This is a genomic window from Pantoea sp. PGP6, from assembly GCF_053474785.1.
In genome coordinates this window covers 1,476,120-1,488,801 of record NZ_JBQBMA010000001.1, presented here as the reverse complement: position 1 = coordinate 1,488,801, position 12,682 = coordinate 1,476,120, and the positions used below count along the sequence as shown (strand labels likewise).

Below are 12,682 nucleotides of genomic sequence, written 5' to 3'. Positions count from 1 at the left end.
AGTAAAAATGTGTCCATTAACACATTTTAGTAATTAAGGAATTGTCTTAGTCTGTTTCGCTTATTAATCTCCCTGTTTTGTCATCTGGCTGGCGACAATCTTGTCGTAAGGACATCGAAGGAAAACCCGAATAATGGTCAAGTCTCAACCAATACTGAGATATATCTGGCGAATCGTGCCTGCAGTGGCACTGGCAACTCTCCTCTCAGCTTGTAGCAGTACCCATAACGGTCAAAACGCGAATAACGAGAATCATGAAGTTAACAACCACAATGGTTTTTTACTTCAGGCGTCTCAGGATGAGTTTGAAGAAATGGTGCGTAACGTTGACGTTAAGTCACGCATCATGGATCAATACGCTGTCTGGAAAGGCGTGCGCTATCGCCTGGGTGGCGATACCAAACGCGGTATCGATTGTTCCGCCTTTGTACAACGCACCTTCCGCGATCAATTTGGCTTAGAACTGCCGCGTTCTACCTCAGAGCAGCAGGGCACCGGTAAAGAGATTTCACGCACTAAACTGCGTCCTGGCGATCTGGTACTGTTCCGCGCCGGCTCCACTGGCCGTCATGTTGGCATCTATCTCGGTAATGATAACTTCGTTCACGCTTCCACCAGCAGTGGTGTGATGATCTCCAACCTGAACGACGATTACTGGAAAAAGCGTTATCGTGAAGGGCGACGCGTATTAAGTCGTAACCCGACCTGATTACCGACTTTGATCTCCTTCTCAGCCAGAGAATATGAAACGCTGCTTACGCAGCGTTTTTTTTCGTCTGTTGCCATTGCCCGCCTCAGACTGATGGCTTAAAAACCATTGCCTTTCAGAAGAATAACGAGACATTCCCCGCCTTCTCGTTATATTCTCGGTCGCTTACACCGAAGCAGTCGTGCGCAATAACATAATAATAATTTTATCAGAGGAAGCACCTCATGCCACTGTCGGGGGCGCTGATGCGCCATGCAACCTATCCTCGTCGAATCGCATGGAGTAGCGCGATGGTCGGCTGCCTGTTCTTTTTACTCTTTACAGCGCTGTCGTTTAACCATCTCTGGCATAAGCGCGATCGACAGCACCAGCAATTAGTAGAGAATAGTCGAACGGCCCTGCAGCAAACGCTCTCTTCTCTGATTAACAGCACGCTCAGCCCTCTGCTTCCGTTTACGCAAACTCCCTGCCAGACCATCAACCGTGAACTGACCTCACGCGCCGCTTTTGCCGGTAATCTGCGCGCCATTCTGCTGATTAATGACGGTAACGCGTTTTGCTCCTCTGCCACCGGCAGCTTTAGCCTGCCGCTCAGCGTTATTGCGCCGCAGAGTGATACGACGCGCGACATCGATCTGCAACTGATGCGCGGCACGCCGCTGCAGCCCAATAAACCGGCGCTGGCGCTGTGGATCAGGAATCCCGGCAGCGTTCAGTCCGGGGTGTTCGCCACCCTCAATATCACACTGAATCCCTATCTGTTACTGGCGTCGCGCCAGCCGGAGATTACCGGCATGGCGCTGGTGGCGCAGCGCACGGCGTTAACCAGCTGGCAGCCCGGCGTGGTGGAAAACCACGGGCTGCCACCGCCATTACTGAAGCAGTCCCTGGCCGGTTACCCGCTGCAGTTAGTGTTATATGGCTCGACCCTGTCGCTCAGCGATTATCAAAATATTCTGTTAAGCAGCCTGCTGCTCTCCCTGCTGGTGACCGGCGGCTGCTGGCTGCTGCTGTCAGCCTATCAGCGCCCCGGAAAAGATCTGATACAGGGGATGAAGCGTGGCGAGTTTCATATTGAGTATCAGCCGCTGGTGACCTCACATGATGGTCAGCCCTACGGCATGGAAGCGCTACTGCGCTGGACTCACCCGACCGAGGGGCCGATCCCGCCGGATGTATTTATCAGCTACGCCGAAGCGCAAAACCTGATTATTCCGCTGACCCGCCATCTGTTCCAGCTGGTGGCGCGTGATGCCCACCTGCTCTGTCACACCATTCCCCGCCATGCCAGCCTCAGCCTGAATATTTCTCCGCTGCACCTGGCGGATAGCTGTTTTCGTCAGGACGTGCTGCGCTGGCTCGACACCATGCCGGCGGCCCACTTCACTTACGTATTTGAAATCACCGAGCGTGCGATGGTGCGCGATGAGAATGTCGGCGAACTGTTTGACTGGCTGCATCAGCAGCAGATTAATATTGCGATTGATGATTTCGGCACCGGACACAGCGCGCTGATCTATCTGGAGCGCTACGCGTTTGATTACCTTAAAATCGATCGCGGTTTTGTGCAGAGCATCGGGACCGATACCCTGACCTCACCGGTGCTGGATACGGTGTTGCAGCTGGCGAAAAAGCTCAATCTGAAAAGCGTGGCGGAAGGCGTCGAAACCGGAGAGCAGGCCGCCTGGCTGATCAATCGTGGCGTGACGCATCTGCAGGGTTACATTTTTAGCCGTCCGCTGCGTCCTGAAACGCTGATAGACTATTTTCAGCGTCACAATGCCTGACGCGCGGAATCGAAAAAATCACAGGAGAGCGTAAACGTGGTGCTGCTTCGTGCTGGATTATTATTGCTGTGCGGCGTCCTGAGCGGCCCGCTGCTGGCCGCCAGCATTCAACAGAGCTTTGCCTTTACGCAGGCCGGCGAAGCGAAATATCCGCCGGACTTCAGCCATTATGATTATGCCGATCCGCAGGCACCCAAAGGCGGCAGCATCACCATGGCGGTGGTCGGTACCTACGACAACTTTAACCGCTATGCCTCTCGCGGTAATCCGGGCATCTACACTGAAGCCTTGTATGACGGGCTCTATACCAGCTCGGATGATGAGCCCGGCAGCTACTATCCGCTGATTGCCCACTCTGCCCGCTACGCCAGCGACTTTAGCTGGATCGAAGTCCGCCTTAAACCGCAGGCCCGCTTCCAGGATGGCAGCCCAATCACCGCTCAGGACGTGGCCTTTTCCTTTGGCAAATTTATGACTGAAGGGGTGCCGCAGTTTCGCGTCGCCTATCGCGGCGTGACCGTAAAAGCGCTGGATCGGCTGACGGTGCGAATTGATGCGCAGCAGCCGGACAAAGATCGGATGCTGGGATTACTGACGCTGCCGGTGCTGGCTGAAAAATTCTGGCACGATAAGAAGTTCAACGAACCCCTGAGTTCGCCGCCGCTGTCGAGCGGCCCTTATCGCATCACTAAATGGAAGCTCGGCCAGTTCATTGAATACAGCCGGGTAAAAGATTACTGGGCAGCCGATCTGCCGGTTAACCGCGGACGGTTTAATTTTGATCGTATCCGCTACGACTATTATCTGGATGACAACGTGGCGTTTGAGGCTTTTAAAGCGGGCGCGTTCGATTTACGGGAGGAAACCTCCGCCAAAAAATGGGCCACCCAGTATCGCGGCCGCCATTTCGACGATCGCAGCATAGTGAAAGAGACGTTGCCCAATCAGGCCGCGATTGATACCCGCTGGCTGGCGTTTAACAATCAAAAACCGCTGTTTCACGATCGCCGGGTCCGCCAGGCGCTGACGCTGGCGTTTGATTTTGAGTGGATGAACAAGGCGCTGTTCTATGGTGCTTATCAGCGCGCCAGCAGCTATTTCCAGAATACCGGGTTTGCCGCCAGCGGTGTGCCCGATGCGCAGCAGCAGGCATTGCTGGCTCCGTGGCGGGCGCAGTTGCCGCCTGAACTGTTCACCCAGCCTTATCACCCGCCCGTTACCGACGGCAGCGGTTACGATCGCGCCCGTCTGCTTCAGGCGTTTTCCTTGCTGAAACAGGCGGGCTGGCAGATTAACCATCGCCGATTGGTGAACCAGAAAACCGGTCAGCCGTTTAGCGTCGAACTGCTGTTACGCAGCGGTACCAGTACGGAATGGGCGCTTCCGCTGCAGCACAATCTGGCGCGGCTCGGTATCACCCTGACTCTGCGCCAGGTGGACAGTTCACAGTATCTGCGGCGGCTGCGTGAGGGCGACTATGACATGATCGCCACCGCCTATTCTGCTATGCCGATCCCTTCCTCCAGCCTGCAGATTTACTGGCAGTCGGACTACATCGCCTCGTCGTGGAATACCGCGCGGGTTAAAGATCCGCTGGTCGACCATTTCGTCAAACAGATTGTGGCACATCAGGGCGATCTCCCTGCCCTTCGGCCGCTGGCACAGGTACTGGATCGCATTCTGATGTGGAATGCCTATATGATTCCGATGTGGTACAACGCAGAGCAACGGCTGGCGTACTGGGATAAGTTTTCCCATCCGGCCGGCAAACCGGCTTACAGCCTCGGGCTGGAAAACTGGTGGTATGACGTGAACAAAGCTGCCCGGCTGCCGGCCAGCAAACGCTAAGGAGTGGACCGTTGGCAACTTACTTTCTGCGCAGGCTGTTGCTGATTATTCCCACTCTGTGGGCGATCATCACCCTTAACTTTTTTATCGTACAGATTGCACCGGGCGGTCCGGTCGATCAGGCGCTGGCCAATATCCAGTTCGGTCAGACCACGGGTCTGGCGGGCGGCGGTGCCGACAGCGCGGGGTCCCGCGCCAGCCTGAATGCACTTAACCCGGCGGATAATCAGTATCGCGGCGCGCGCGGGCTGGATCCCGAAGTGATTGCGGAGATTAAGCAGCGCTACGGCTTTGATAAGCCGATCTGGCAACGCTATGGCGAAATGCTGTGGGACTATGCCCGCTTTGATTTTGGCGACAGCCTGTTCCGCAGCGCCTCGGTGCTTCAGCTGGTTAAAGAGAGTTTACCGGTGTCGATCAGTCTGGGTCTGTGGAGCACGCTGATTATCTATCTGGTGTCGATCCCGCTTGGCATCCGTAAAGCGGTACGCAACGGCAGCGCTTTTGATATCTGGAGCAGCACCTTCATCATTATTGGCTACTCGATTCCGGCCTTTCTGTTCGGCATCATGTTAATCGTGCTGTTTGCCGGCGGCAGCTATCTCGACTGGTTCCCGCTGCGCGGCCTCACCTCACCGCAGCATGACAGCCTGCCCTGGTACGGTCAGGTGCTCGACTATTTCTGGCACATCGCACTGCCGGTGCTGGCAACGGTGATTGGCGGCTTTGCTACCCTGACCATGCTGACAAAAAACGCCTTTCTGGATGAGATCCGTAAACTGTACGTGGTCACCGCCCGCGCCAAAGGGGTGCCGGAGCGCCGCATTCTGTATCATCACGTGTTCCGCAACGCGATGCTGCTGGTGATTGCCAGCTTCCCCGCCACCTTTATCAGCATGTTCTTCACCAGTTCAGTGCTGATCGAAGTGATATTTTCACTTAACGGCCTCGGATTGCTCGGCTATGACGCGACCCTGCAGCGCGACTACCCGGTGATGTTTGGTACGCTCTATATTTTCACCCTGATCGGCCTGTTGATGAATGTTCTCAGCGACTTAACCTATACGCTGGTCGATCCCCGTATTGATTTCGAGGGCCGCTGATGCGCTTATCTCCCCTGAATCAGCAGCGCTGGCAGCGCTTTCGCCATAACCGACGCGGTTACTGGTCGTTGTGGATCTTCCTGTTTATTTTCCTGCTGTCGCTGGCTGCCGAGCTGATCGCCAACGACAAGCCGCTGCTGGTGCATTATCAGCAGCGCTGGTATTTGCCGGTGCTGTTTGACTACAGCGAGACCGATTACGGCGGCGTGCTGGCAACCGCCGCCGATTATCAGGACCCCTGGCTGCGGCAGCGGATAGATCAGCAAGGCTGGGCGATCTGGGCGCCGATCCGCTTCAGTGACAGCACCATCAATTTTGCTACCCAGGTGCCCTTCCCTTCCCCGCCTTCGGCGCAGAACTGGCTGGGCACCGACGCAACCGGCGGTGATGTGATGGCGCGCCTGCTGTACGGCACGCGTATTTCACTGCTATTTGGCCTGCTGCTGACGCTGTTTTCCAGCGTGATCGGCATGGTGGTCGGCGCGGTGCAGGGCTATTTCGGCGGCAGGGTTGATCTGATTGGACAACGGCTGATTGAAGTCTGGTCCGGCATGCCGTCGCTGTTTCTGCTGATTTTGCTCTCCAGCGTGATTCAGCCTGGTTTCTGGTGGCTGCTGCTGGTGACGGTGACCTTTGGCTGGATGAGCCTGGTCAGCGTGGTGCGGGCCGAGTTCCTGCGCACCCGCAACTTCGACTATATCCGTGCGGCACAGGCGCTGGGCGTTAGTGACAGCCGGATTATGCTGCGCCACATGCTGCCGAATGCGATGGTGGCCACCCTGACCTTTCTGCCGTTTATTTTGTGTGGATCGATTACCACGCTGACCTCGCTCGATTTCCTCGGCTTCGGCTTGCCGCTCGGTTCGCCCTCGCTGGGGGAACTGCTGCTGCAGGGTAAAAATAATCTGCAGGCGCCGTGGCTCGGCCTGGCGGGCTTTTTCTCACTGGCGATCCTGTTATCGCTGCTGATTTTTATCGGCGAAGCGGTACGTGACGCCTTCGATCCGGGCAAAGGAGTCTGAATGGCTGCGCCACTGCTTGCTATCAACCATCTTTCGGTCGCCTTTCGTCAGGGCGAGCAGCTGCATCGGGTGGTGGATGAGGTTTCATTACGCGTTGAGGCCGGTGAAACGCTGGCGCTGGTGGGCGAATCGGGTTCCGGCAAAAGTGTCACCGCCCTGTCAGTGATGCGGCTGCTGCCTCCCTCGACGGTCGCCTGGCCAGGTGGGGAGATCCTGTTCAACGGTGAGGATCTGTTGCGCGCCAGTGAGCAGCGGCTGCGCGGCATTCGCGGCAATCAGATCGCGATGATCTTTCAGGAGCCGATGGTGTCGCTGAACCCGCTGCATACCGTGGAGAAGCAGCTGTACGAAGTGCTGTCGCTGCATCGCGGTATGCGGCCTGCGGCAGCGCGCGGCGAAATTCTCAGCGTGCTGGATCGGGTCGGGATCCGCCAGCCCGCCGCCCGGCTCCACGATTTTCCGCATCAGCTGTCGGGCGGCGAACGTCAGCGGGTGATGATCGCTATGGCGCTGTTAACCCGGCCAGCGCTGCTGATAGCTGATGAGCCGACCACCGCGCTGGATGTGACGGTGCAGGCACAGATTCTGACCCTGCTGCGCGAGCTGCAACGCGAATTCAATATGGGGATGCTGTTTATCACTCATAACCTGAATATTGTGCGTCAGCTGGCGGATAGTGTCAGCGTGATGCGTCAGGGAAAGGTGGTTGAGCAGAATCGCTGTCGGACGCTGCTCAGTCAGCCGCAGCATCCCTACACCCAACAGCTGCTGGCGGCAGAGCCGGAAGGCAGGCCATTGCCGCTGCCCGCCGATGCGCCGGTGATCCTGCGGGTCGATCAGCTTCGGGTCAGCTTCCCGTTGCGCCGTGGCCTGTTCCGCCGCCAGGTGGGTGAAAAACGGGCGCTCTCTGCGCTGAGCTTTACGCTGCGGCGCGGCGAAAGTCTCGGGCTGGTGGGCGAATCCGGTTCAGGTAAAAGCACCACCGGCCTGGCGCTGCTGCGGCTGATTGAGGCCGGCGGCGAGGTCTGGTTTGACGACCAGCCGCTGCATCAACTGTCACGGCGGCAATTGCTGCCGCTGAGTCGGCGCATTCAGGTGGTGTTTCAGGATCCGAACTCTTCGCTCAATCCGCGGATGACGGTGCAACAGATTATCGCCGAAGGGCTGGCGGTGCATCAGCCCGAGCTGACGGCACAACAGCAGGAACAGCGGGTTATCGCGGTGATGCAGGAGGTTGGGCTGGATGTGGAGAGCCGTCATCGTTATCCGGCTGAATTCTCCGGCGGTCAGCGGCAACGCATCGCCATCGCCCGGGCGCTGATCCTTGAACCGGAGATGCTGGTGCTGGATGAGCCGACTTCGTCGCTGGATCGCACGGTACAGAAACAGATCCTGACGCTGTTGCGTCGGTTACAGCAGCAGCGTCAGCTGAGCTATCTGTTTATCAGTCACGATCTTGAGGTGGTGCGCGCCCTGTGCCACCAGCTTATCGTGCTGCGTCAGGGGGAAGTGGTGGAACAGGGAGAGTGTGAAACGCTGTTTGCCTCGCCCGCGGCGGAATACACCCGCGAACTGCTGCGCTCAGCGCAACTTAGCGAGGGATAAAGGTTTCGGCAATCGCCACGCCCTGATTTTTCAGGCAGCAGTTGGTGGCACTTTCGTCGCGGCGCTGGATAAACAGGCAAGGCTGCCCTTCGCACTCGGCGACTTTACAGTCGACCTGGATGTCAGCCAGCACCTCTTTCAGCTGCTGCAGGATCTCCCAGGCCGGAATGCCGTCGTGGCTGATTAACCGCAGCGCGATAAAATCCTGATCGTCCAGCGTGGTGTCATCCGCTTCGATGGCACTGTGATGATCGCTGGTCCAGCGAAAGCGCTGTGGTAAGCGATGCACAATCGAAAGTTGCAGCATAATTATCAATGTCCCCAGGAGTTTTACTTCGCCATCCCCTCAGTGGCTGACGCCCGCTATGCCAGCATCAGTGTCCGGACGTCAAGGCCCGGCTTCTCATTTCCCACTAAAGCGAATCGCTGAATTTATTTTTTGCGAGTGGTATCGCAATTCAGGCTATATGTACCGCGTTCGGCAGCACTTAACAATCATTTTAGACGCAATGTGGTTACTTTATTAGCTAAATATTTTCACAATATAGAAACAAAGTGGCGCAACAGATCGGGCCGCGCGGGATAACCGGGACGGCCTGATCGATTGAACGCGCTTAATGTGTGGCGTGACGGGGACGGGAAGCGTAGAAGAACAGCAGCAGAGAGAGCGTGGCGCACAGGGCAATAGTGCCAACCATCGGCCAGGCACTGTTAAAACTGACCAGCGACAGCAGCGCGCCGACAAACGCACCCACGCCGAAGCGCAGCGTGCCGGCCAGCGAGGAGGCGGTACCCGCCATATGCGGGAACTCATCAAGGATTACCGCCATCGCGTTCGATGAGACCATCGACACGCAGCCGATAAACATCGCCACTCCCATCACCAGCGGCAAAAAGCCGAGATCAAAGGCGCTGACGATCAGCAGCCAGATGCCCATGCAGAACTGAATCAACAGACCCAGACGGAACATCGCCACCGGGCCAAAACGGCGCACTGCCCGGCTGTTAATCAGGGTTAAGATGAACAGAAACACCACGTTAAGGCCGAAGTAATAGCCAAAGTTTTGCGGTGAAACGTGGTTCAGCTCGATATAGACAAAGGGGCCGGCGTTGAGAAAGGTAAACAGCCCGGCAAACGAAAATCCGCTCGACAGCATGTAGCTGAAGGCGCGTTTGTGCCGGAACAGGATCACGAAATTTCCCAGCGTGGTGCGCAGATGGAAACGCTGTCGCTGCTCGGGTTTCAGGGTTTCCCGAATCTGCGTGGTAACCAGCACGGTGGTGACCACCGCCGCCGCCGACAGCGCCCAGAAAATGGCGTGCCAGTTCCAGATCAACAGCAGCCAGCCGCCAATAATCGGAGCCAGCAGCGGCGCAATGGTGGTAATCAGCATCACGAACGACATCATGCGCGAGAAATCCTCTTTCGAGTAACTGTCACGCATCAGGGCATTGATCACCACGCTGGCGGCGGCGGCCGATAATCCATGCAGAAAACGCATGGCGATAAGCTGATCGATGGTCTGCGACAGCGCACACGCTGCGGCAGCAACGGCAAAAATCAGCGTGCCGAGGGCAATCACCGGCTTGCGGCCGTAGCTGTCGGCCAGCGGGCCGTAAATCAACTGGCCGATGGCGAACCCGAGGATGTAGAGGTTGAGCGTCATCTGCACGCTGCCGGCAGAAACGCCAAACTCATGCGCAATTTGCGGCATCGCCGGCAGATACATGTCAATCGACAGTGGCATCAACATCGCTAACAGACCGAGGATTACCACCAATCCTACCGGCGAATTCTTTTCCTTGCGCACAGCCTCTCCTGCCCTTGCTGATTAAACCGATCGGCCGCTGCGCGCTTGCAGTCAGCCTGCTCTGTTATTTTGCCTGCAGCTCTTTCGGCACGCCGATACTGGCGATCTCTTCGGCGGTCAACGGCCGGTATTCACCCGGTTCCAGATCTGTATCCAGCGAAATATCACCGATTCGCTCGCGATGCAGGCCCACGACCCGATTACCGACGGCAGCAAACATCCGTTTCACCTGATGGTAACGCCCTTCGCTCAGGGTCAGCAGTACCTCTGTTGGGGTAATCACCTCCAGCTGCGCCGGTTTAGTCAGGCTTTTTTCATTGTGCAGCTGCACGCCGGCCGTAAACTGCGCGGCGGTATCGTCGCTGACCGGCGACTCCAGCGTCACCCGATAGGTTTTTTCGCAGTGATGGCGCGGCGAGGTAATGCGGTGTGACCACTGGCCGTCATCCGTCAGCAGCACCAGCCCGGTGGTATCAATGTCGAGACGACCGGCGGCGTGCAGTTTGAATGCCATCGGCTCTTCGATAAAATAGATAATGGTCGGATGATCGGGGTCGTCGGTTGAACAGACGTAACCCTGCGGCTTATTCAGCATGAAGTAGCGTGGCCCGGTCTGCATCTGCAGTACGTTGCCGTCATATTCGACCTCGTGGTCGGGCAGCAGTTTGAAGGCGGTGTCGCGCACCACTTCACCGTTGACGGTGACACGCTGGCCACGGATCTCGCGATGGGCGATGGCACGGCTGATTTCCAGTTGCTGAGAGATGAATTTGTCGAGTCGCATGAATTCGTTTTGCCTGTTACTGCGGAGGGAACCTGAAACGGCCTGGTTAACCGTTGAAAATGTACGGGAAGTATAGCGTGATCCGCGCCCGCCTGACAGCGCGTTTACCGCGCTTTCGTGGCATAATTACCCTCAGTTTGCCAAAAGTGATAGCCATGTCTTTTACCTTACGCCCCTATCAACAGGACGCGGTCAATGCCACCGTTGCGCATTTCCGTCGTCATCACCACCCTGCGGTTATTGTGCTGCCGACCGGTGCCGGAAAAAGTCTGGTGATTGCCGAGCTGGCCCGGCTGGCACGCGGCCGGGTGCTGGTGCTGGCGCACGTGAAAGAACTGGTAGCGCAGAATCACAGTAAATATCAGGCCTACGGGCTGGAAGCCGATATCTTTGCCGCCGGCCTGCAGCGAAAAGAGAGTCAGCGTAAAGTGGTGTTTGGTAGCGTGCAGTCGGTCGCCCGCAACCTGGACCAGTTCGACAGCGCCTTTTCACTGGTGATTGTCGATGAGTGCCACCGCATTGGCGATGACAAAGAGAGCCAGTATCAGCAGATTTTTAACCATCTGCGGCAGCACAATCCGCAGTTGCGGTTGCTCGGCCTGACCGCCACCCCGTTCCGGCTCGGTAAGGGCTGGATTTACCAGTTTCACTACCACGGCATGGTTCGCGGCGATGAAAAGGCGCTGTTTCGTGACTGTATTTACGAGCTGCCGCTGCGCTACATGATTAAACATCAGTTTCTGGTGCCGCCGGAGCGGCTCGATATGCCGGTGGTGCAGTATGATTTCAGCCGCCTGACGGCACAGTCCAACGGCCTGTTCAGTGAAGCCGATCTCAACCGCGAACTGAAACAGCAGCAGCGCGTTACGCCGCATATCATCCGTCAGATTGTCGAGTTCGCAGAAGATCGACACGGCGTGATGATATTTGCCTCTACGGTCGAGCACGCGCGTGAAATTCTGCAACTGTTACCCGACAACAGCGCCCTGATATCAGCGGAGACCCCGGCCAAAGAGCGCGATGCGCTGATTGTGGCGTTTAAGGCGCAGCAGCTGAAGTTTCTGGTTAACGTGGCGGTGCTGACGACCGGTTTTGATGCGCCACACGTTGATCTGATCGCCATTCTGCGCCCGACCGAATCGGTCAGCCTGTATCAGCAGATTGTGGGCCGCGGCCTGCGGCTGTCGCCGGGCAAAACCGATTGCCTGATCCTTGATTACGCCGGTAACCCGCACGACCTGTTTACCCCGGAAGTGGGCGCGCCCAAAGGTGCCAGTGATAATCAGCCGGTACAGGTGTTCTGCCCTGCCTGCGGCTTTGCCAATACCTTCTGGGGCAAAGCCACCGCCGACGGCATGGTGATTGAGCATTTTGGCCGCCGCTGTCAGGGTGTGCTGGAAGATGACGACGGTGAGCGCGAGCAGTGCGACTTCCGCTTCCGCTTCAAAAGCTGCCCCGACTGCGGTGCAGAAAATGATATCGCCGCCCGACGCTGTCACCAGTGCGACAAAATTCTGGTCGATCCGGACGACATGCTGAAGGCCGCGCTGAAATTAAAAGATGCGCTGGTGCTGCGCTGCGGCGGAATGACGCTGGAACAGGGCCGCGATGCCAAAGGTGAATGGCTGAAAGCGACCTATTACGATGAGGAAGGCACCAGCGTCAGCGAACGTTTCCGCCTGCAGACGCCAGCCCAGCGCAAGGCGTTTGAGCAGCTGTTTATGCGCCCACACCAGCGTGCGCCGGGCGTGCCGCTTGGCTGGCAAACCGCGGCCGACGTGCTGACGCTGCAGCCGTTACTGCGCCATCCCGATTTTGTGGTAGCGCGGGCCAAAGGCCAGTTCTGGCAGATCCGCGAGAAGATGTTTGACTATCAGGGGCGCTTCCGTCGCGCCAATGAGCTGCGCTAATGAGCGCTATCGGGTCCGGCTAACCGGATACCGAACCCGGCTGGCGGGTATATCGTTTGCTACCACCTGGCATAACGGCTATACTGCCGCCCGCTTTTGCATG

10 protein-coding genes are annotated in these 12,682 nt (G+C 57.3%); 7 read left to right on the top strand and 3 right to left on the bottom strand.

Annotation, left to right across the window (positions count from 1 at the left end; translation table 11 throughout):
• The first annotated feature begins 133 nt into the window (after nucleotides 1-133).
• From mepS to yejF, 6 genes are all read left to right on the top strand, one after another.
• Nucleotides 134-709 carry a bifunctional murein DD-endopeptidase/murein LD-carboxypeptidase gene (gene mepS, locus ACLIBF_RS07075; RefSeq protein ID WP_031377229.1) on the top strand — a complete coding sequence of 192 codons (576 nt, stop codon included), beginning with the start codon at nucleotides 134-136 and terminating at the stop codon, nucleotides 707-709.
• A gap of 224 nt (nucleotides 710-933) precedes the next feature.
• A complete protein-coding gene (locus ACLIBF_RS07070) occupies nucleotides 934-2,496 on the top strand; it encodes a cyclic di-GMP phosphodiesterase (protein ID WP_448309498.1) in 1,563 nt (520 codons plus the stop codon).
• Between the two features lie 39 nt (nucleotides 2,497-2,535).
• Nucleotides 2,536-4,344 (top strand): extracellular solute-binding protein, encoded by a 1,809-nt coding sequence (locus ACLIBF_RS07065; protein ID WP_279810169.1) that lies wholly within the window; start codon nucleotides 2,536-2,538, stop codon nucleotides 4,342-4,344.
• 11 nt (nucleotides 4,345-4,355) lie between these two features.
• Nucleotides 4,356-5,447: a microcin C ABC transporter permease YejB gene (locus ACLIBF_RS07060; RefSeq protein WP_031377232.1), complete on the top strand. Its 1,092-nt coding sequence runs from the start codon at nucleotides 4,356-4,358 to the stop codon at nucleotides 5,445-5,447.
• The gene (locus ACLIBF_RS07055) at nucleotides 5,447-6,469 is read left to right on the top strand and encodes an ABC transporter permease (RefSeq protein WP_031377233.1); all 1,023 of its coding nucleotides are present in this window, start codon (nucleotides 5,447-5,449) and stop codon (nucleotides 6,467-6,469) included. The genes ACLIBF_RS07060 and ACLIBF_RS07055 overlap by 1 nt, the downstream gene beginning before the upstream one ends.
• The gene (yejF, locus tag ACLIBF_RS07050; protein WP_279810166.1) at nucleotides 6,470-8,074 is read left to right on the top strand and encodes a microcin C ABC transporter ATP-binding protein YejF; all 1,605 of its coding nucleotides are present in this window, start codon (nucleotides 6,470-6,472) and stop codon (nucleotides 8,072-8,074) included.
• Here the strand turns inward: yejF and ACLIBF_RS07045 are convergent.
• The 3 genes from ACLIBF_RS07045 to rsuA form a co-directional block, all read right to left on the bottom strand.
• Complete coding sequence (locus tag ACLIBF_RS07045; RefSeq protein ID WP_031377235.1) at nucleotides 8,061-8,381, bottom strand: hypothetical protein; 321 nt, start codon at nucleotides 8,379-8,381, stop codon at nucleotides 8,061-8,063. The two genes, yejF and ACLIBF_RS07045, sit on opposite strands and share 14 nt — an antisense overlap.
• Nucleotides 8,382-8,688: 307 nt before the next feature.
• Nucleotides 8,689-9,885: a Bcr/CflA family multidrug efflux MFS transporter gene (locus ACLIBF_RS07040; RefSeq protein WP_279810167.1), complete on the bottom strand. Its 1,197-nt coding sequence runs from the start codon at nucleotides 9,883-9,885 to the stop codon at nucleotides 8,689-8,691.
• Between the two features lie 64 nt (nucleotides 9,886-9,949).
• Nucleotides 9,950-10,669: a 16S rRNA pseudouridine(516) synthase RsuA gene (gene rsuA / locus ACLIBF_RS07035; protein WP_031377237.1), complete on the bottom strand. Its 720-nt coding sequence runs from the start codon at nucleotides 10,667-10,669 to the stop codon at nucleotides 9,950-9,952.
• 155 nt (nucleotides 10,670-10,824) lie between these two features.
• Between rsuA and ACLIBF_RS07030 the strand changes: the two genes are divergently transcribed.
• A complete protein-coding gene (locus ACLIBF_RS07030) occupies nucleotides 10,825-12,579 on the top strand; it encodes a DEAD/DEAH box helicase (RefSeq protein ID WP_279810168.1) in 1,755 nt (584 codons plus the stop codon).
• Nucleotides 12,580-12,682 lie beyond the last annotated feature (103 nt).